The 18,057-nt window shown below is 72.3% G+C and carries 20 protein-coding genes; 16 read left to right on the top strand and 4 right to left on the bottom strand.

Features of this window, described 5'->3' with window-relative positions:
• Positions 1-12: 12 nt before the first annotated feature.
• From ACJ6WD_RS38650 to ACJ6WD_RS38635, 4 genes are all read left to right on the top strand, one after another.
• The gene (locus tag ACJ6WD_RS38650; protein ID WP_407617588.1) at positions 13-150 is read left to right on the top strand and encodes a DUF397 domain-containing protein; all 138 of its coding nucleotides are present in this window, start codon (positions 13-15) and stop codon (positions 148-150) included.
• Between the two features lie 10 nt (positions 151-160).
• The gene (locus tag ACJ6WD_RS38645; RefSeq protein WP_044375385.1) at positions 161-625 is read left to right on the top strand and encodes an NUDIX domain-containing protein; all 465 of its coding nucleotides are present in this window, start codon (positions 161-163) and stop codon (positions 623-625) included.
• A 122-nt stretch (positions 626-747) separates the two neighbouring features.
• Entirely contained in the window at positions 748-1,038 is a 291-nt protein-coding gene (locus ACJ6WD_RS38640) for a hypothetical protein (RefSeq protein WP_016579222.1), read from the top strand.
• Positions 1,039-1,114: 76 nt separating this feature from the next.
• Positions 1,115-2,626: an NAD(P)/FAD-dependent oxidoreductase gene (locus tag ACJ6WD_RS38635; RefSeq protein WP_331248897.1), complete on the top strand. Its 1,512-nt coding sequence runs from the start codon at positions 1,115-1,117 to the stop codon at positions 2,624-2,626.
• A gap of 156 nt (positions 2,627-2,782) precedes the next feature.
• Here the strand turns inward: ACJ6WD_RS38635 and ACJ6WD_RS38630 are convergent, their stop codons facing one another.
• The gene (locus ACJ6WD_RS38630) at positions 2,783-3,259 is read right to left on the bottom strand and encodes an SsgA family sporulation/cell division regulator (protein ID WP_233659421.1); all 477 of its coding nucleotides are present in this window, start codon (positions 3,257-3,259) and stop codon (positions 2,783-2,785) included.
• Positions 3,260-3,511: 252 nt separating this feature from the next.
• On the opposite strand from ACJ6WD_RS38630, the gene ACJ6WD_RS38625 reads away from it, so the two are divergent.
• Both ACJ6WD_RS38625 and ACJ6WD_RS38620 read left to right on the top strand, forming a co-directional pair.
• Positions 3,512-5,071: an RDD family protein gene (locus ACJ6WD_RS38625; protein WP_376557321.1), complete on the top strand. Its 1,560-nt coding sequence runs from the start codon at positions 3,512-3,514 to the stop codon at positions 5,069-5,071.
• 105 nt (positions 5,072-5,176) lie between these two features.
• A complete protein-coding gene (locus tag ACJ6WD_RS38620) occupies positions 5,177-5,941 on the top strand; it encodes an RDD family protein (protein WP_233659423.1) in 765 nt (254 codons plus the stop codon).
• Between the two features lie 40 nt (positions 5,942-5,981).
• Here ACJ6WD_RS38620 and ACJ6WD_RS38615 read toward each other — a convergent pair whose 3' ends face one another.
• Positions 5,982-6,290, bottom strand: a complete 309-nt coding sequence (locus ACJ6WD_RS38615; protein ID WP_233659424.1) for a hypothetical protein — start codon at positions 6,288-6,290, stop codon at positions 5,982-5,984.
• A 412-nt stretch (positions 6,291-6,702) separates the two neighbouring features.
• Between ACJ6WD_RS38615 and ACJ6WD_RS38610 the strand changes: the two genes are divergently transcribed.
• Together ACJ6WD_RS38610 and ACJ6WD_RS38605 are read left to right on the top strand one after the other, a co-directional pair.
• A complete protein-coding gene (locus ACJ6WD_RS38610; RefSeq protein ID WP_233659425.1) occupies positions 6,703-9,093 on the top strand; it encodes an immune inhibitor A domain-containing protein in 2,391 nt (796 codons plus the stop codon).
• A 123-nt stretch (positions 9,094-9,216) separates the two neighbouring features.
• Entirely contained in the window at positions 9,217-9,585 is a 369-nt protein-coding gene (locus ACJ6WD_RS38605) for a hypothetical protein (protein WP_233659457.1), read from the top strand.
• A 33-nt stretch (positions 9,586-9,618) separates the two neighbouring features.
• On the opposite strand, the gene ACJ6WD_RS38600 is transcribed toward ACJ6WD_RS38605, so the two are convergent.
• Both ACJ6WD_RS38600 and ACJ6WD_RS38595 read right to left on the bottom strand, forming a co-directional pair.
• The gene (locus tag ACJ6WD_RS38600) at positions 9,619-10,215 is read right to left on the bottom strand and encodes an isochorismatase family protein (protein WP_233659426.1); all 597 of its coding nucleotides are present in this window, start codon (positions 10,213-10,215) and stop codon (positions 9,619-9,621) included.
• Positions 10,216-10,340: 125 nt separating this feature from the next.
• Positions 10,341-11,669, bottom strand: coding sequence for a nicotinate phosphoribosyltransferase (locus tag ACJ6WD_RS38595; protein WP_233659427.1), 1,329 nt, complete (start codon positions 11,667-11,669; stop codon positions 10,341-10,343).
• 174 nt (positions 11,670-11,843) lie between these two features.
• Between ACJ6WD_RS38595 and clpS the strand changes: the two genes are divergently transcribed.
• The 8 genes from clpS to ACJ6WD_RS38555 all read left to right on the top strand — a co-directional run bounded on the left by clpS (position 11,844) and on the right by ACJ6WD_RS38555 (position 18,011).
• Positions 11,844-12,173 carry an ATP-dependent Clp protease adapter ClpS gene (gene clpS, locus ACJ6WD_RS38590; protein ID WP_020930347.1) on the top strand — a complete coding sequence of 110 codons (330 nt, stop codon included), beginning with the start codon at positions 11,844-11,846 and terminating at the stop codon, positions 12,171-12,173.
• Positions 12,173-12,766 carry a DUF2017 domain-containing protein gene (locus ACJ6WD_RS38585; RefSeq protein ID WP_233659428.1) on the top strand — a complete coding sequence of 198 codons (594 nt, stop codon included), beginning with the start codon at positions 12,173-12,175 and terminating at the stop codon, positions 12,764-12,766. The genes clpS and ACJ6WD_RS38585 overlap by 1 nt, the downstream gene beginning before the upstream one ends.
• 352 nt (positions 12,767-13,118) lie before the next feature.
• Positions 13,119-14,567 (top strand): amino acid permease, encoded by a 1,449-nt coding sequence (locus ACJ6WD_RS38580; RefSeq protein WP_233659429.1) that lies wholly within the window; start codon positions 13,119-13,121, stop codon positions 14,565-14,567.
• Between the two features lie 102 nt (positions 14,568-14,669).
• A complete protein-coding gene (locus ACJ6WD_RS38575; protein WP_233659430.1) occupies positions 14,670-15,095 on the top strand; it encodes a Mov34/MPN/PAD-1 family protein in 426 nt (141 codons plus the stop codon).
• Positions 15,096-15,269: 174 nt separating this feature from the next.
• Positions 15,270-15,455: a putative leader peptide gene (locus tag ACJ6WD_RS38570; protein ID WP_016573883.1), complete on the top strand. Its 186-nt coding sequence runs from the start codon at positions 15,270-15,272 to the stop codon at positions 15,453-15,455.
• 170 nt (positions 15,456-15,625) lie between these two features.
• Positions 15,626-15,958 (top strand): MoaD/ThiS family protein, encoded by a 333-nt coding sequence (locus ACJ6WD_RS38565; RefSeq protein WP_016573882.1) that lies wholly within the window; start codon positions 15,626-15,628, stop codon positions 15,956-15,958.
• A gap of 1 nt (position 15,959) precedes the next feature.
• Positions 15,960-16,910: a PLP-dependent cysteine synthase family protein gene (locus ACJ6WD_RS38560; protein WP_038519691.1), complete on the top strand. Its 951-nt coding sequence runs from the start codon at positions 15,960-15,962 to the stop codon at positions 16,908-16,910.
• Between the two features lie 348 nt (positions 16,911-17,258).
• Positions 17,259-18,011, top strand: coding sequence for an MBL fold metallo-hydrolase (locus ACJ6WD_RS38555; protein WP_233659431.1), 753 nt, complete (start codon positions 17,259-17,261; stop codon positions 18,009-18,011).
• Positions 18,012-18,057: the final 46 nt, after the last annotated feature.

The raw sequence follows: 18,057 nt of genomic DNA, 5'->3' as shown, positions 1-18,057 counted from the left end.
GGCGGCAACTGCATCGAGGTGGCCCCCGGTTTCCCCGGCGTCGTCCCCGTTCGTGATTCGAAGGATCCGCGTGGCCCTGTGTTGGTGGTTCCGGCGGACGGTTGGTGGTCCTTCGCCGCTGCCGTCAAGCGCGGCGAGTTCCCTGTCTGAGGCGGCTGCGGTGAGGCGCGACTACGAAGACGACCCGAACGCCCCGGCGGCGAACAGTCTCGTTCCGGCAGCCTCGGCCGTGGTCGTCGATGAGGCCGGCCGCATTTTGCTCCAGCGCCGTCGTGATAACGGCATGTGGGCCCTTCCTGGTGGAGTCATGCACATCGGGGAGTCGCTGCCGGACTGCGCGGTGCGGGAAACGCGCGAGGAGACGGGACTTGAGGTGGAAATCACCGGCATCGTCGGTACGTATTCCAACCCGCGCCACGTCTTCGCCTACGACGACGGTGAGGTGCGGCAGGAATTCTCCGTGTGTTTTCTGGCGCGCCCGGTGTCCGGAGGACTCGCGGTGTCCGAGGAGTCGACGGACGTGCGATGGTTCGCGCCCGATGAGACTGACGAGTTGGCAATGGTGTCGAGCATCAGGAAGCGAGTCGCCGACTGGCGCTCCGGCGCCATGCCCGCGGTGCGGTAGCCGTTGGGCAGAAGGGGCGCTCACCCAAGGGCCGGCGGACACCGCCACCCCATCCGCCCGCCCCTGCGCCCCCGCACGCGCTCGCCGACGTCCGTCCCGGCTAAACGATCTACGCTTGCGGCATGGACACAACCTTCACCGCCCTGGCCATCCTGGTGCTGGCCGTCGCCGTGCTCGCCTCCTCGCTCGACCGTCGTACCAAGCCGTTGGAGCGGCGCATGGCGCGGCTGGAGCAGAAGGTGGACCTGGTGATGGCGCACCTCGGGGTGGAGGAGCCGGAGGACCCGCGGATGGCGGAGATCGACGCCCTGCTGGCGGAGAAGAAGACGGTCGCGGCGATCAAGCTCTACCGCGAGGTGACCGGTGCGGGGCTCGTGGAGGCGAAGGAAGCAGTCGAGCGCCGGATGCGCTGAGCCCGAGGCGGGAAGAGGATGGCCGTTAGGGGCGTGTGACCCCGGCCCACCCCACCGCAGCAGGGAGCGACCGCCGATGTCAGCTGAGCGACCGACCGAAGCGACCGAAGAGAGCGGGGCGACCGCGGCGTCCGGAGGCGCGGAGCCGGCCGGCGGTGACGGGGCCGCCCCCGACACGTACGACGTCATCGTGCTGGGCGGCGGGCCGGTCGGCGAGAACGTCGCCGACCGGGTGCACGCCGCCGGACTGAGCGCGGTGGTGGTGGAGCACGAACTCGTGGGCGGCGAGTGCTCGTACTGGGCGTGTATGCCCAGCAAGGCGCTGCTGCGGCCGGTGACGGCGCGCTCCGAGGCGCGCCGGGTGCCGGGGCTGAGCGACGCGGTCGCCGGGCCCCTGGACGCGCCGGCGGTCCTCGCCCACCGGGACGCGACCGTCTCCTACTGGAAGGACGACGGGCAGGTCCGCTGGCTGGACTCGGCCGGGTTGGACCTCGTGCGCGGCCGGGCGCGGCTGGCCGGGCCGCGGCGGGTGACCGTCGAGGGCGGGCGGACGCTGGTGGCCCGGCACGCGGTCGCGGTGTGCACGGGCAGTCGCCCGGTGTTGCCGGACGTGCCGGGGCTCGCCGAGGCCAAGCCGTGGACCAGCCGGGACGCCACCAGCGCCAAGACGGTGCCGGGCCGGCTGGTGATCGTCGGCGGCGGGGTGGTCGGCGTCGAGATGGCGACCGCCTGGCGGGCGCTGGGCGCCTCGGTGACGCTGCTGGTGCGCGGGGACGGGCTGCTGCCCCGGATGGAGCCGTTCGCCGGCCACCTGGTGGCCGAGTCGCTGGCCGAGGCGGGCGTGTTCCTGCGGACCGGTGTGGAGGTGCGCGAGGTGCGCCGGGAGGCGCCGGGCGGGCCGGTGACGGTGCTGCTCGACACCGGTGACGAGATCGTCGCGGACGAACTGCTGATCGCGGCGGGACGGGCGCCGCGCACCGAGGACCTGGGCATGGAGACCGTCGGGCTGGCGCCCGGCGCGTGGCTGGACGTGGACGACACCCTGCGGGTCAACGGGGTGACCGGCGGCTGGCTGTACGGCGTCGGCGACGTCAACCACCGCGCCCTCCTCACCCACCAGGGCAAGTACCAGGCGAGGGTCGCCGGTGCCGTGATCGCGGCCCGGGCCCGCGGGATCCCGCTGCTGGAGACCGACCGTTGGGGCGCGCACGTCGCCACCGCGGACCGGCACGCCGTCCCGCAGGTGGTCTTCAGCGACCCCGAGGCCGCGGCCGTGGGCCTGAGCGCCGCCGAGGCGGAACGCGCCGGGCACCGGATCCGCGTCGTCGACTACGACCTGGGCGCGGTGGCCGGCGCGTCCCTGTACGCCGACGGCTACCGCGGGCGGGCCCGGATGATCGTGGACCTGGACCGCGAGGTGCTGTTGGGCGCCACCTTCGTCGGGCCGGGCGTCGGGGAACTGCTGCACTCGGCCACCGTCGCGGTCGCCGGGGAGATCCCGATCGAACGCCTCTGGCACGCCGTCCCGTCCTACCCGACGATCAGCGAGATCTGGCTCCGGTTGCTGGAGACGTACCGCGGCGACTGAACGGGGGCCGGTCCGCGGCCGGGTGTGCCGGCGCGGACCCGGCCCCGGGCCCGCGCCGCGGTGGACGCCTTCCACAAGGGCGGTCGACGGGCTGGCGGTCGGCGGGCCAGCAGTCGACGGGCCCACGGTCGTGGGGCGGTGGTACGACGCCACCGCTCACGCGCCGGGTTCGGGGGACTCCTCCGTCGGCCAGGGCCCGTTCGGCCCGGCGTCGTCCCGGGAGGCCAGTGCGAGCAGGGCGCTCAGTCCTTTGTCGATGCCCAGGTGCACGCTCTCGGAGCCGGGCGGCACGATCCGCAGGGTGCGCTCCAACCAGGCGGAGACGACGGCGGCCGACGCCTCCAACAGGGCGTCCCCGTCCGGCGAGTCCAGCGCCATGCAGACCAGGCTGCGGCCGTCCAACTTCGTCGGCCAGACCCGCACGTCGCCCTCGCCGGACGGCCGGAAGACGCCCTCGACGAGCAGTTCCCTGGCGAACGTCCAGTGGACGGGGGAGTCCGATCCGACGTGGAAGGTGACGTGCACGGCATAGGGGTCTTCGGTCCGGTAGGTCAACCGGGCCGGTACCGGAATGGTTCGCTCCGGCGACACCACCAGGCCCAGTTCCAGCTCTCGTTCCACCACGGTGTGCATGGGTTTCCGCCTCTCTCCGACTTCTCGCGCGGGACCCGATTGCGGGCCCGCACCAGGAGAGAGCGCGCGACGGCCGGACTCTTACACGACTTCGGGCAACTTTTTTCCGGGAGTTCTCCGGGAGTTGCCGACAGCTGCCGGGGCAGGGGAGGAACACGGTTACGACCCGGGGTCTGATAGATGTGGACGCCGCGTTGCGGCAGACTGCACCCCGACACCCACCAGGCCGAGAACAGATACGGGACTTCGGACATGAGCGCCCCTACCTCAGGATCCGCCGGCGGTAGCCCCACGCCAGGCTTCTACCCGGACCCGTCCATCCCCGGCTACATCCGGTACTGGAACGGTGCCGCATGGGCGCCGGGCACCAGCCGGCCGGCCCCCGCCGAGGGCGAACCGATGCCCGCGCCGCCGCCCGGCGTGGCCCCGGCGACCCCCGCGCAGGCCGCCGTCGAGGAGACCGGCCCGGTCTTCCTGGACGGAGCGGACCCGACCGGTTCCGGCCTGCCGACCGTCCGTCCCCGCGGCGAGATGGAGGTGCCCGGCGCGAGTTGGGACGATCCGGCGCGGCTGCACGGCACCAGCCCGGAGGCCGCGCCCTCCTGGCAGGCCGACGCCTCCCGGCAGGCCGGTTTCGGCGAGGACGGCCGGATCTCCTGGGGCGCGCCCGGCCAGGCCCCCGCGGGCACCCCGGCCGGCGGTGCGGCCTGGGGCGGGCTGCCGCCGCAGCGCGCCGCGGAGACCGACGGGGCCGCCGCCGCGGACGCGGCCGGCACCGCGGGCCCGCCCGCGCCGGACGCCCCGTCCGACGGGACGGTGACGATCCGCGCCGTCAACCCGGCGGCCCGCCGCGGGTCCGGCGACCAGGGGACCACCGCGATCCGCGCGGTACGGCCCGGGAACCCGCCCGGCACCCCGGCCCCCACCCCGCCCGCCCCGGACCGGGGCACCACCGCCTTCCGCGCCGTCCGGCCGGACCCGGCCGCGGACGACCGCCCCGCCGTCAAGAACGAGACGATGGCCTTCCGCCTCCCGGCGGGCGACCGGCCCACGGCCGGCCCGGCCGGTGGCGCGCCGCAGTCCCTGCCCGCCACCGGGGCGCCCGCCCAGCAGCCCCCCGCCCAGCAGGCGGCCCGCCAGGCCCAGCCGCCGGCTGCGCCGCAGCCGCCGGTCGCCCCGCAGCCGCCGGTCGCCCCGGCGGCCCCGACCTCCACGCCCGGCCTGCCGCCGCAGGGCGGTGCCGCCGGCGACGACGGCGTCATCCCCTGGAAGCCGCCGACCGCCGACGTCTTCTTCGCCGCCGCGCAGGCCGCGCAGGGCCACCCGGCGCCGCTCGGCCGCCGGCTCGCGGCCCGACTGATCGACACCCTGGTGCTGGCCCTGGTCGCCCTCGCGGTGGCGCTGCCCATGTGGTCCACGGTCACCGACCATCTCGACGCCAAGGTCGAGGCGGCCAAGCAGTCCGGCCGTCAGGTGACGGTGTACCTCGTCGACGGCACCACCGCCCCCGTCTACCTCACGATCCTCGCCGTCATCCTGATCGGCGGCGGCCTCTACGAGGTGCTGCCGACCCTCAAGTGGGGCCGCACGCTGGGCAAGAAGCTCTGCGGCGTGCGGGTACTGGACATCGAGAGCCACGACACCCCGCAGCTGGCGCAGGCCATCAAGCGCTGGCTGGTCTACGGCGTGCTCGGCGTCGCGGTGGTCGGCGTGGTCAACGCCCTGTGGTGCGTGTTCGACCAGCCGTGGCGGCAGTGCTGGCACGACAAGCTGGCCCGCACCTTCGTCGCCTCCGACGCGGCGTCCGACTGACCGTCACCCGGTCGTTGCCCGGGCCGTCACCCGCCCTGACGGCCCGGGTACGCCGATCGGACCCCGCCGGATGCGGCGCCGGCCCGCAAGGGTTCGACTCGGGCCATGAGTACCGACGAGCCCCGGCCCGGCCCCGGTGAACCGCCGGAGCACGACCCGTTCCTGAAGCAGCCGCCGGGGCCCCCGGCGGGCGGCGCCCCGCACGACGGCGCACCGCGCAACGGCTCCCCGCACGGTGCCGGCCCGGGCGAGGGCGGCGGCCCCCCTGGTGGAGCCCCGCCGCCTCCCGGTGGCCCGCCGCCCCCGCCGCCGCCCGGTGCTGGCCAGCCGCCGCCCTACGGCGGCGGCCCGTACGGCGGGCCCCCGGCGGGCGGTCCCTATGGCGGCGCGGGGGAGTACGGTGCCGACCCCCTGGCGGGGATGCCGCCGCTGGCCAATCGCGGCAAGCGACTGGTCGCCCGGATCATCGACGCGCTCATCATCGGCGTCCCGGTCACCCTGATCATGAACGCGATCGTCGGCTGGGTGGACTACTTCAGCACCAGCAGCGTGGAGACCAGCAAGCAGGCGACGGTGTCCGGCGTGACGATGCTGGCGTACCTGATCTACGAGGGGCTGATGCTGACCAGCCGCGGCCAGACGCTCGGCAAGATGGCGATGCGGATCCGGGTGGCGATGCTCTCGGACGGCGCCATCCCGACCGCGCAGGCCGGTTGGACCCGGGCCGCGGTCTACACCCTGCCGGAGATCATCCCGTGCTGCGGCTTCATCTTCTGGCTGGTCAACGTGTTGTGGTGCACCTGGGACAAGCCGTACCAGCAGTGCCTGCACGACAAGGCGGCCAGGACCGTGGTGGTTGCCACGGACTGACGGCGTGACGGACCGTCAACTCATTGCGGGGGGACGGGTGTCAGCGGGCCCGCTCGCCAACCCGGGCGCGGGTCCGCTGCCGCGGCAGGCGCTCGGCCGGGGCGGGCACGGCCCGCAGCGGGGCGGGCCCGTCGGGGGCCGAGGCGCTCCCGCCGGCCCGGCGCGCCACCCGCGACAGCCCCGGCATCGGCACCGTCATCGCCACCAACAGCCCCAATCCGAGGCCGGCCAGGGCGATGACCGCGACCCCGATCCCGGTCTGCGTCTGGGAGAGCAGCAGCATCGCGAGGGTGGAGAGGAAGACGGTGGCCGAGCCGTAGACGAGCTGGGTGGCGGTCGGACGAGGCATGGCGGGATCCGTCCTCGGAGGGTCGGCGGGGGTGTCGGGCGTCCGGCGACGCGCCACCGAACGAGCCTACGGTCCCTTGTGCCCGAGCGGAACGCCAGGTAAGCGTGACCTAACCCACCGGCGTGGAGCACGGGGGCGCACGGCGCGGTCGCGGATCCGTGCGACAAGGCGCCGTGCGCGCCGTCCGGCCTGTTGGCGGCGGGGGCGCATGCCCGTCGGGCATATCCCCCCGCGGCGTTCCGGCCGTGGGCCGGGCGATTCGGAATCTGTGCGTCCGCTGTCCGATAGCTGTGCAACGCAAGCCGGATAACGTACTTCGGTGTCCGCGTACACGTCAAGATCTGTCTTTTCTTCCCCAGATCCGGTCGAATGCCCTCCAGTATTGGGCAGTTGATGGGGAGGACTTGGCCAAGTGAGAAAGCACCGAAGACTGTTCGGGACGGCCGCCCTGGCCACCGCGCTCGCCGCGACCGGGGCGGCCGTTCTGTCGACCGGGGTGGCCGCGGCCGACGCCACCCCGGCCGCCGCGCCCACCGTCCGCACGGACCCGGCACCCGAACGCGCCGACGCCCACGACCTCAAGGGCCCGTTCAGCGAGCGGCAGAAGGCGCAGCGCACCGAGGCGCTCCAGCAGGTCATATCCGGCGACGCCAAGGCGACCGAGCGCAACGGCTCCAAGGTCGTCAAGCTCGGCAAGGGCAAGTACGTCGAACTGGCCCGGGAGAAGACCGACAAGATCTTCACCATCCTGGTGGACTTCGGGGACAAGGTCGACGACACCACGATGTACGACCCGGACGGCGACGGTCCGCTGCCCCCGGTCAAGAAGTACGGCGGCACGCCCGGCCCGGCGCACAACACGATCGCCAAGCCGGACCGCAAGAAGGACAACAGCACCGCCTGGCAGGCCGACTTCAACCGGCAGCACTACCAGGACCTGTACTTCTCGCACGACAAGAAGAAGGAGTCGCTGGCCAAGTACTACGAGCGGCAGTCCTCCGGCCGCTACTCGGTGAACGGCCAGGTCTCCGACTGGGTCCGCGTCCCGTGGAACGAGGCCCGCTACGGCTCCAACTACTGCGGCTCCACCAACTGCCCCAGCGCCTGGGACCTGATCCGCGACGCGGTCAACCAGTGGGTCACCGACCAGAAGGCCCAGGGCCGCACCGACGCCCAGATCAAGGCCGACCTCGCCCAGTACGACCAGTGGGACCGCAACGACTACAACCACAACGGCAACTTCAACGAGCCGGACGGGTACCTCGACCACTTCCAGATCGTGCACGCCGGTGAGGACGAGTCGGCCGGCGGCGGCGTCCAGAAGACCGACGCCATCTGGGCGCACCGCTGGTACGCGTACGGCACCGACGCCGGCAAGACGGGCCCCGCGGACAACAAGGCGGGCGGCACCCAGATCGGCGACACCGGCTTCTGGGTCGGCGACTACACCATGCAGCCGGAGAACGGCGGACTCGGCGTCTTCGCCCACGAGTACGGCCACGACCTGGGCCTGCCGGACGAGTACGACACCACCGGCAAGGGCGAATCCTCGGTGGACTTCTGGTCGTTGATGTCGGCCGGTTCCTGGCTCGGCCGCGGCAAGGACGCCATCGGCGACCTGCCCGGTGACATGAGCGCCTGGGACAAGCTCCAGCTCGGCTGGCTCAACTACGGCACCGCCAAGGCCGCGACGCCGTCCCGGCACACCCTGGGCGTCGCCGAGTACAACACCAAGAACAAGCAGGCGCTCGTCGTCGAGCTGCCCGCGAAGAAGGTCACCACCGAGATCGTCAAGCCCGCCGAGGGCGCGACGCAGTGGTGGAGCGGGATGGGCGACGACCTGTCCAACACCCTGACCCGGACCGTGGACCTCACCGGCAAGTCCCGCGCGGCGCTCACCCTCAAGGGCTGGTGGGACACCGAGAAGGACTACGACTACGTCTACGCCGAGGTCTCCACCGACGGCGGCGCCAACTGGACGCCCCTGGACGGCACCGCGAACGGCAAGGCGCTGCCGCGCGACGCCTCCGGCAAGCCCGCGCTGAGCGGCACCGTCACCGACCACCAGGACCTGGCCTTCCCGCTGGACGCGTACGCCGGCAAGAAGATCGACCTGCGCTTCCGCTACCAGACCGACGGCGGCGTCGCGCAGAAGGGCTTCACCGCCGACGCCCTGACCCTCACCGCCGACGGCGCCCCGCTCTTCACCGACGACGCCGAGCACGGCGACAACGGCTGGACCAGCAAGGGCTTCTCGCGGATCGGCGCGTCCTTCACCAAGGACTACCCGCAGTACTACCTCGCCGAGAACCGCCAGTACGTCTCCTACGACAAGACCCTCAAGTCCGGCCCGTACAACTTCGGTTGGAAGACCGCCCGGCCGGGCTGGGTGGAGCACTTCCCGTTCCAGAACGGCGTGCTGATCTGGCTGTGGGACACCTCGCAGCGGGACAACAACGTCGGCATGCACCCCGGCGTCGGGCGGATCCTCCCGGTCGACGCGCACCCGCGGGCCGAGCGCTGGGCCGACGGCACCCTGATGCGCAACCGCTTCCAGACCTACGACGCGACCTTCACCGGTGCCCGCACCGACGCCCTGACCCTGCACAAGGACGGCGTCGCGGTGAAGATCGCCTCGAAGCCCGGCGTGCGGGTCTTCGACGACCGCAACGGCGTCTACTACGACAAGGCGAACCCGACCGGCGGCGTGGTCGTTCCTGACACCAACACCAAGATCGCGATCACCAAGGAGGCCAAGGACGGCTCCACGGTGAACCTCACGGTGGGCCCCGCCGGTAAGTAAAAAGTAAAAACCGCAGGTCATAGCGTTATCGGCCGTCGCCCCCTAGCGGGCGGCGGCCGATAGGCGTTTAGATGCGTCTTGCAGTTCCTTGTTGACGCCGAGTCTCACGGGGGAGATATGACGATGACCAGAGGCGGCTTCACCAGGCTTCCCGGCGGGAGCGTGGTGGTCGCCCTCTCGCTGCCCAGACCGGGCCACGGCCCGCTCTGCGACCCGTACGGCGGCGGCTGCCGCATCCGGGTCCTGGTCCACGCGGTGAACCGCCAGCGCGCCCTGACCAGGCTGCGCAACCTCGGCCTGCGCGCCGTCTACCTGCGCGGCAACACCGCGCCGCCGACCCCCGACGAGATCACCGCGGTGCTCCATCACCCCGACGGCCTGGTCTGGCGCGAGGCCCCCGACGACGACACCGAGTCCTGGCACCCGATACGGGCCCTCCTGAGGCAGGAGGCCGCCCGGACCCCGGCGACGGGCAGCCCGACCGGCGGGTGAGGCGCACGCCCGTCCGGGCGCGCCAGGCGCCCGTCAGCCGCCGGCCACCACCGGCTTGCCGGTCAGCTCCGCACCCGCCGCGCGGAGCTCCTGAAGGGCCGCCTCGGTGCTCTGCGGGGCGACGCCCGCCGTCAGGTCCAGCAGCACCCGGGTCCGCAGCCCCTCGGCCAGGGCGTCCAAGGCGGTGGCGCGGACGCAGTGGTCGGTGGCGATCCCGACCACGTCCACCTCGGTGACGTCCCGCTCCCGCAGCCACTGCGCGAGCGCCGTGCCGTGCTCGTCCGCGCCCTCGAAGCCGCTGTACGCGGCCGCGTGCGCGCCCTTGGAGAACACCGCGTCGACCGCGCCGGAGGCGATGGCCGGCGCGAAGTTCGGGTGGAAGCCGCTGCCCTCGGTACCGGCCACGCAGTGCACGGGCCAGGACGTGCGGTAGTCCGGCCGGTCGGAGAAGTGCGCGCCGGGATCGACGTGGTGGTCGCGGGTGGCCACCACGTGGCGGTAGCCGCTGCCGGCCGCGGCGCCCACCAGGTCGGTGATGGCCGCCGCGACGTCCGCGCCGCCCGCCACCGCGAGGCTGCCGCCCTCGCAGAAGTCGTTCTGTACGTCGACGACGATCAGTGCCCGGTGCATGGTGCGTGCCTTCCGGCTGGGGTTTCGGGGGGCGAGGCGTGATGTGACCGAGGGTAGCCACTGCGGACGCGCGGCGGGAGGGGTGGGCGCGCCCGCGCCGCCCCCGCCCCGCCGCCCGCCGTGCATCAGACGAACTCCGTGGGCAGCACCGGCTCCCCGCGCGACAGCTGGGTCGCCGACAGCGGCAGCCCGGCGCGGGCCGCGATGTGCCGGCTGCGGGTCGCGTCCAGCGGCTCCCGGGCCACCACCTTGCCGCCGCTGACCAGCGGGACCTGGAGCAGCTGGTCGGTCAGGTCGGCCGGCACCGGGCCGGTGCCGATCACCTCCGCCTCGGCCACCCCGTCCTCGTCCAGCCGGCGTGCCGCCCACTTGCGGCCGCCGATCGAGGACTTGGCGCCCATGGACTTCTTCGCCACCGGCCGCAGCGGCGCGCCCGGCTCGTTGCCGTCGGCCCGCGCGACCAGCTTGTAGACCATCGAACAGGTCGGGTGCCCGCTGCCGGTCACCACCTGGGTGCCGACCCCGTACGCGTCCACCGGCGCGGCGGCGAGCGAGGCGATGGCGTACTCGTCCAGGTCGCTGGTGACGACGATCTTGGTCTTGGTCGCGCCCAGCTCGTCCAACTGCTGACGCACCCGGTGCGCGATCAGCAGCAGGTCGCCGGAGTCGATCCGCACCGCGCCCAGGCCCGGGCCGGCCACCGCCACGGCGGTGCGCACCGCCTCGGTGACGTCGAAGGTGTCCACCAGCAGCGTCGTCCCGCTGCCGAGGGTGTCGACCTGGGCGGTGAAGGCGTCCCGCTCGCTGTCGTGCAGCAGGGTGAAGGCGTGCGCGCTGGTGCCGACGGTGGGGATGTTGTAGCGGAAGCCCGCCGCCAGGTCGGAGGTGACGTGGAAGCCGCCGACGTACGCGGCGCGGGCCGCGGCCACCGCCGACAGCTCGTGGGTGCGCCGGGCGCCCATCTCCATCAGCGGCCGGTCGCCGGCCGCCACCGCCATCCGGGACGCCGCCGCGGCCACCGCCGAGTCGTGGTTGAGGATCGACAGGATCACCGTCTCCAGCACCACCGCCTCGGCGAAGGTGCCCTCGACGCGCATGATCGGCGAGCCGGGGAAGTAGACCTCGCCCTCCGGGTAGCCCCAGATGTCGCCGCGGAAGCGGTAGTCGGCCAGCCAGTCCAGCGTCGGCCCGTCGAGGATGCCGCGCTCCCGCAGGAAGCCCAGGATCGTGTCGTCGAAGCGGAAGTTCTCCACCGCGTCCAACACCCGCCCGGTGCCCGCCACCACGCCGTAGCGGCGGCCCTCGGGGAGCCGCCGGGTGAAGACCTCGAAGACCGACCGGCGGTCCGCGGTCCCGGACCGCAACGCGGCCTGCAGCATGGTGAGTTCGTACTGGTCGGTGAAGAGTGCCGTCGACGGCACGGCCACCGGCAGCCCCAGGTCTGCTGTGTTCATGGGGGAGATGCTACCCCTAATACTCGTCACTTTGACGATAGTGGGCCCGGGCCGCCCCGGCGCATCGCCCCGGCGCACCGCCGCGCCGCGCCGTTGCGCCGCACGCCAGGGCCGTTTGTGCGTCCCCCGCCCCCGGGTGGCAGCATGGGCCCTGTGAGCGCCCACCCGTCACCCATGAGCACCCTCCGACCGCACCACGCGCGCCTCAGCGTGCCGGTCGAGATCGAGCGTCCGGAGGCGAGCGAAGCCCCCTTCGCCGTTCCCGAACCCGACGTCCCGTGGGTCACGATCGTTCACAACGACCCTGTGAATCTCATGAGCTACGTCTCCTACGTCTTCCAGACGTACTTCGGCTACTCCAAGGACAAGGCGCACCGGCTGATGCTCGACGTCCATCACAAAGGCCGCGCGGTCGTCTCCAGCGGCAGCCGCGAAGAAATGGAGCGCGACGTGCAGGCCATGCACGGCTACGGCCTCTGGGCGACCCTCCAGCAGGACCGCTGATGACCGGCCAGTTCGAACCGCTGCCCGGCGGCGGCGCGGCCGCCCCGCTCGACGAGGTCGAGATCTCCATCCTGCGCAGCCTCGCCGTCCAACTGCTGGAACTGGTCGGCCCGGGCACCGAGCCCGCCGGCGCCGGCGAGGACGACATGCTGGCCGCGCTCTTCGCCGAGGGCCCCAGTGAGCCGCCCTCCGACCCGGTGCTGGCCCGCCTCTTCCCCGACGCCTACGGCGGCCCCGACCTGGTCCCGGACGACGACGTCCGGGCCGCCTCCGCCGAGTTCCGCCGCTACACCGAGAACGACCTGCGGGCCCGCAAGCGCGAGGACGCCCTGGCGCTGGTCCGGGCGCTGGACGCGCTGTCGGCCGAGAACGGCGGCGCGGTGCTGCGGCTCAAGCCGGACGAGTGCCGGCAGTGGCTCGGCGCCCTCAACGACCTGCGGCTGGCCATCGGCACCCGGCTGGAGGTCACCGACGAGGACGACGGCGGGGAGCTGCTGCGGCTGCCGGACAGCGACCCGCGCAAGCCGATGGTGCTCGCCTACTACTGGCTCGGCGGCCTCCAGGAGACGCTCGTCGAGGCGCTGATGGGCTGACCGCCGGGCCCGTCCCGGCGGCGCCGGCGCGAACCGGGGCGCAAGGCCCCGGGCGCCTACACCGCGTTCGCTCAGCGGAGGCTCAAATCCGGATAACGATCGCGTCACCACACCCGTGCGCTGTGTTGGGGATTCCGTTCTTTGTCCTGATTTCGCTGTGATCCGTCCCACGGCGACTCTGGTCGATCTCCGTCAGCTCGTGATAAAAGTTCTCGACCTGCCTCAGTGACGCCACCCCTGTCGCTGCGGGGGCGCTGAGCCGGCCGACCGTCGGCGTGCAGGAACTCCATCCGGGGGGATCGGGACCCGATCCGGAAAGAACCGGGTCGGTATGGAGAAAGGCGCACCACTCATGACCTCTGTGCAGGTCGACAAGAATCACGACGGCAACGAGGCCGCTGGCGAGGCTCCCGAAGAGGGCTACCAGCGGGGTCTGGGCAATCGCCAGATCCAGATGATCGCCATTGGTGGCGCCATCGGTACCGGTCTGTTCCTCGGAGCAGGCAAGGCCATTTCCAAGGCCGGGCCGAGCATCATCCTGGCGTACGCCATCGTCGGTCTGGTCATCTTCCTCATCATGCGGGCCCTGGGCGAACTGCTCATGTACCGGCCCGTTTCCGGCTCGTTCTCCGAGTACGGCCGGGAATTCCTCGGCCCGTTCATCGGGTTCGTGACGGGCTGGACCTACTGGCTCTTCTGGGTCGTCACCGGCATCACCGAAGTAACTGCTGCGGCCACCTATATCCAGTACTGGAACAAGGGCATACCGCAATGGGTTTCCGCGTTGGTCTTCACCGTCGCGCTCTTCGGCATCAACCTGATCTCGGTGAAGATCTTCGGTGAACTCGAATTCTGGTTCTCGATGGTCAAGGTCACCGCGATCATCGGCATGATCCTGATCGGCATCGGCGTCATCACCCTCGGTTTCTCCAAGGCCGGTGACACCGCCTCGTTCACCCTGCTCTGGTCGGACGGCGGCTTCTTCCCCAAGGGCATCGGCGGCACGCTGATGACGTTGCAGATCGTGATGTTCGCCTTCCTCGCCGTCGAACTCGTCGGCGTCACCGCGGGCGAGGCGACCGACCCGAAGAAGGTGCTCCCCAAGGCCATCAACACCGTGCCGTGGCGGATCGGCCTCTTCTACGTCGGCGCGCTCATCATCATCCTGTCCGTGGTCAGCTGGACGGTCTTCAAGCCGGGCGTCAGCCCCTTCGTCGCCGCCTTCCAGCAGATCGGCCTGCCGGCCGGCGCGGGCATCGTCAACTTCGTCGTGCTGACCGCGGCGCTGTCCTCGGCCAACTCCGGGATGTACTCCACCGGCCGGATGCTGCGCGACCTCGCGCTCAACGGCCAGGGCCCGCAGTTCTTCACCAAGCTCAGCAAGAACGGCCTGCCCACCCGGGGCACCGGCATCTCGGTCGCCCTGATGCTGTTCGGCGTCTACATCAACTACCAGTGGCCCGGCGAGGCGTTCAACTACGTCGTCTCCTTCGCCACCATCTCCGGCATGTGGGCGTGGATCGTCATCCTGCTCTCGCAACTGCGCTACCGGGCCAAGGCGAACCGCGGCGAGCTGCCGCAGTCCGAGTTCAAGGCCCCCGGCGCCCCGTACACCTCGATCTTCGCGCTGGCCTTCATCGGCATGGTGATCGTGATGATGGGCGTCGACCCGGACACCCGGATCTCGCTCTACGCGGCTCCCGTCTGGGCGATCATCATGGCCGTGGGCTACCTGGCCATCAAGCGCCGGGACACCGCCCAGCTGTCCCAGGGGCCGGCGAAGGCCGCCGAGAAGAGCTGACACACCGCGCCGAACCGGCCGGAATTGCACCGGCTGTCCAGCATTCGGGCCCGCGCGTACCACCCCTCGGTACGCGCGGGCCAGCTGTCTATTCTTGGCCGCATGCTGACCCTCACCAAGGCCCTCCACGACCAGATCGTCGAGCACGCCCGCCAGGATCACCCCGACGAGGCCTGCGGCGTGGTCGCGGGCCCGGCCGGCAGCGGCCGCCCCGAGCGGTTCATCCCGATGCTCAACGCCGCCCGCTCGCCCACGTTCTACGAGTTCGACTCCGCCGACCTCCTCAAGCTGTACCGCGAGATGGACGACCGGGACGAGGAGCCGGTCGTCATCTACCACTCGCACACGGCCACCGAGGCGTACCCCTCGCGCACCGACATCACCTACGCCAACGAGCCCGGCGCGCACTACGTCCTGGTCTCCACCGCCGACGCCGACGACGCGGGCCCCTTCCAGTTCCGCTCGTACCGCATCGTGGACGGCGAGGTCACCGAGGAGGAAGTCCGGATCGTGGAGAGCTACGCCTGACGCGTGGTCGACCTCATGTCCGGCCCGGTCGGCGGCCGTGACCTGGGGGTTCGCCCCCGGGCGCGGCCCGCGCGGACGACCGGCCCCGCCCCGCGTCCCACCTGGCGTACAGCGAACGTCCGCATCATGGGACGAGGTTCCAGAACCCGGACCGGGAATCGATACGATGACCGCATGGTTGACCATGTCGTGTGCGGAGCGAGCGAGCAGAGGCCGGGTGCGCTGCTGACGCACGCCCCGCTCGCCACGCGCCGCTCCGCATCGGCCCTCCTGGGCGCCTTCGGCTGCGGAGCCGCCCGGCTGCACATCGACCTGTGCCGCCTCTCCAGCGCCATCTGTCCGCGCTGCGCCGCCGGCTGACGCCGCCGCCCGCGGCGTCGCCGCACCCTCCCGCGCACGGCCCCCGCGCCCTGCGGCGCCCCGCACCGCCCGCTCCGTCCGCACCCCCGCGGCGCACCGCGCACACACCGACCGCGCCGCACGCACCCCGCACCCGCCACCGCACCCCGAACTCCGACAGGAGCACTCCCATGGCCATCGAGGTCCGCATCCCGACCATCCTGCGCAGCTACACCGACGGCGAGAAGGCAGTCGAGGGCTCCGGCGCGACCGTCGGCGAGCTCTTCACCGACCTGGAGAGCCGGCACGCCGGCATCCGCGAGCGCCTGGTCGACGGCGAGCAGCTGCGCCGCTTCGTCAACGTCTACCTCAACGACGAGGACGTGCGCTTCCTGGAGGGCATCTCCACCAAGCTCTCCGACGGCGACAGCGTGACGATCCTGCCGGCCGTCGCGGGCGGATCCGCCGCCGCGTCGACGCGTCCCGCCGGGGCGGCGGTCGGACGACGGGTCGGGCAGGTCTGACGTGCGGTACGACTCCCCGCTGGCGGCGGTCGGGAACACCCCCCTCGTCCGCCTCCCGCGCCTCTCGCCCTCCGAGGACGTCCGCATCTGGGCGAAGCTGGAGGACCGCAACCCCACGGGCTCCGTCAAGGACCGGCCCGCGCTCCACATGATCGAGCAGGCCGAGAAGGACGGCCGGCTCACCCCCGGCTGCACGATCCTGGAGCCCACCAGCGGCAACACCGGCATCTCACTCGCCATGGCGGCCAAGCTCAAGGGCTACCGCATCGTCTGCGTGATGCCGGAGAACACCTCCGCCGAGCGGCGCGAACTGCTCGCCATGTGGGGCGCGGAGATCATCTCCTCGCCCGCGGCGGGCGGCTCCAACACGGCCGTCAAGGTCGCCAAGGAACTCGCCGCCGAGCACCCCGACTGGGTGATGCTCTACCAGTACGGCAACCCGGACAACGCCGGCGCCCACTACGCCACCACCGGCCCCGAGATCCTCGCCGACCTGCCCTCGATCACCCACTTCGTGGCCGGTCTGGGCACCACCGGCACCCTGATGGGCGTCGGCCGCTACCTGCGCGAGCACGTCCCCGGAGTCCGCATCGTCGCCGCCGAACCCCGCTACGACGACGTGGTCTACGGCCTGCGCAACCTCGACGAGGGCTTCATCCCCGAGCTCTACGACGAGTCGGTGCTCACCACCCGCTTCTCCGTCGGCTCCGAGGACGCGGTCCGCCGCACCCGCGAACTCCTCGCGGAAGAGGGCATCTTCGCCGGCATCTCCACCGGCGCGGCGCTGCACGCCGCCCTCGGCGTCGCCCGCAAGGCGGTCCGCGCCGGCGAGTCCGCGGACATCGTCTTCGTCGTCGCCGACGGCGGGTGGAAATACCTCTCCACCGGCGTCTACACCGCCGAGTCGACCGAGGCGGCCATCGCGACGCTGCACGGACAGCTCTGGGCGTAGGCCCCGCGCGACCCCCAGGGGGTGGTCACCGGCACACGCCGGTGACCACCCCCTTCGGCATCGGTCCCGAAAGGCCGGCTCCGGGCCGACTTTCCGCCCACCGGAAGGCCGGCGCGCGCCCCGCCGCCGAACCCCCACCCGGACTGGTGATTCCGCCCACAGCTCGCCCCACCTAAGGCGCCACGGGCCCCTTCGCGCCTTACGCTCGGGGGCACCGCACCGACCGCCACGGGCCCGGCAGCAGCCCGGCCCGGCACTGCCGGGACCACCCGTGACGGGGGTGCCGGCCGCCCTCCTCCCCCAGCTCCCGCTGGGAGGTGCCCCCAGCCCACGGAGGTTCACGCCCGCATGAAGCTCACCGTCGTCGGATGCTCGGGGTCGTTCCCCTCCATGGAATCGGCCTGTTCGAGCTACCTCCTGGAGGCCGACGGCTTCAGGCTGCTCCTCGACATGGGCAACGGCGCCCTCGGCGAGTTGCAGCGCCACTGCGGTCTCTACGACCTGGACGCCATCCTCCTGTCGCACCTGCACGCCGATCACTGCATCGACCTGTGCGGCTACTTCGTCGTCCGCTACTACCGCCCCGACGGCGGCCGCTGCGCGCCGCTGCCGCTCTACGGGCCGACCGGCACCGAACGCCGGCTGACCGCCGCCCACGACGACCTCCCGCACGAGGGCGCGATGAGCGAGGTCTTCGACTTCCGGACGCTGACGCCGGGCACCTCGACCATCGGCCCGTTCACCGTCCGCACCGAACGGGTCAGCCACCCCGTCGAGGCGTTCGGCTTCCGCATCGAGCACGGCGGCCGCACCCTGACGTACTCCGGCGACACCGGCCCCTGCGCGGCGCTGGAGGACCTCGCCGAGGACAGCGACCTCTTCCTGTGCGAGGCGTCCTTCACGCACGGCAAGGAGGACATCCCCGACCTCCACCTCAACGGCCGGGAGGCCGGCGAGCACGCCCGGCGGGCCGGCGCGGGGCGCCTGGTGCTCACCCACATCCCGCCGTGGACCGACCCGGACATCAGCGTCCGCGACGCGCAGAAGGTCTACGACGGACCGGTCGAGGTCGCCAAGGCCGGCGCGGTCTACGAGGTCTGAGCCGGGCCCGTCGCACCGACACGTAGACCCGCGGCGCCCCTCGGTG

Source organism: Streptomyces sp. VTCC 41912 (assembly GCF_045799175.1).
GTDB classification, from domain to species: Bacteria; Actinomycetota; Actinomycetes; order Streptomycetales; family Streptomycetaceae; genus Streptomyces; species Streptomyces albulus_C.
The sequence above is the reverse complement of the archived record's forward strand: the minus strand, read 5'-3'. Positions and strand labels throughout refer to the sequence as shown.

What these genes read in the sequence shown, in the direction of transcription:
- ACJ6WD_RS38640 (WP_016579222.1), top strand. Translation starts at nt 748, where the DNA reads ATGGACACAACCTTCACCGCCCTGGCCATCCTGGTGCTGGCCGTCGCC.
- ACJ6WD_RS38635 (WP_331248897.1), top strand. Translation starts at nt 1,115, where the DNA reads ATGTCAGCTGAGCGACCGACCGAAGCGACCGAAGAGAGCGGGGCGACC.
- ACJ6WD_RS38630 (WP_233659421.1), bottom strand. Translation starts at nt 3,259, where the DNA reads ATGCACACCGTGGTGGAACGAGAGCTGGAACTGGGCCTGGTGGTGTCG.
- ACJ6WD_RS38625 (WP_376557321.1), top strand. Translation starts at nt 3,512, where the DNA reads ATGAGCGCCCCTACCTCAGGATCCGCCGGCGGTAGCCCCACGCCAGGC.
- ACJ6WD_RS38620 (WP_233659423.1), top strand. Translation starts at nt 5,177, where the DNA reads ATGAGTACCGACGAGCCCCGGCCCGGCCCCGGTGAACCGCCGGAGCAC.
- ACJ6WD_RS38615 (WP_233659424.1), bottom strand. Translation starts at nt 6,290, where the DNA reads ATGCCTCGTCCGACCGCCACCCAGCTCGTCTACGGCTCGGCCACCGTC.
- ACJ6WD_RS38605 (WP_233659457.1), top strand. Translation starts at nt 9,217, where the DNA reads ATGACCAGAGGCGGCTTCACCAGGCTTCCCGGCGGGAGCGTGGTGGTC.
- ACJ6WD_RS38600 (WP_233659426.1), bottom strand. Translation starts at nt 10,215, where the DNA reads ATGCACCGGGCACTGATCGTCGTCGACGTACAGAACGACTTCTGCGAG.
- ACJ6WD_RS38595 (WP_233659427.1), bottom strand. Translation starts at nt 11,669, where the DNA reads ATGAACACAGCAGACCTGGGGCTGCCGGTGGCCGTGCCGTCGACGGCA.
- clpS (WP_020930347.1), top strand. Translation starts at nt 11,844, where the DNA reads ATGAGCACCCTCCGACCGCACCACGCGCGCCTCAGCGTGCCGGTCGAG.
- ACJ6WD_RS38585 (WP_233659428.1), top strand. Translation starts at nt 12,173, where the DNA reads ATGACCGGCCAGTTCGAACCGCTGCCCGGCGGCGGCGCGGCCGCCCCG.
- ACJ6WD_RS38580 (WP_233659429.1), top strand. Translation starts at nt 13,119, where the DNA reads ATGACCTCTGTGCAGGTCGACAAGAATCACGACGGCAACGAGGCCGCT.
- ACJ6WD_RS38575 (WP_233659430.1), top strand. Translation starts at nt 14,670, where the DNA reads ATGCTGACCCTCACCAAGGCCCTCCACGACCAGATCGTCGAGCACGCC.
- ACJ6WD_RS38570 (WP_016573883.1), top strand. Translation starts at nt 15,270, where the DNA reads ATGGTTGACCATGTCGTGTGCGGAGCGAGCGAGCAGAGGCCGGGTGCG.
- ACJ6WD_RS38565 (WP_016573882.1), top strand. Translation starts at nt 15,626, where the DNA reads ATGGCCATCGAGGTCCGCATCCCGACCATCCTGCGCAGCTACACCGAC.
- ACJ6WD_RS38555 (WP_233659431.1), top strand. Translation starts at nt 17,259, where the DNA reads ATGAAGCTCACCGTCGTCGGATGCTCGGGGTCGTTCCCCTCCATGGAA.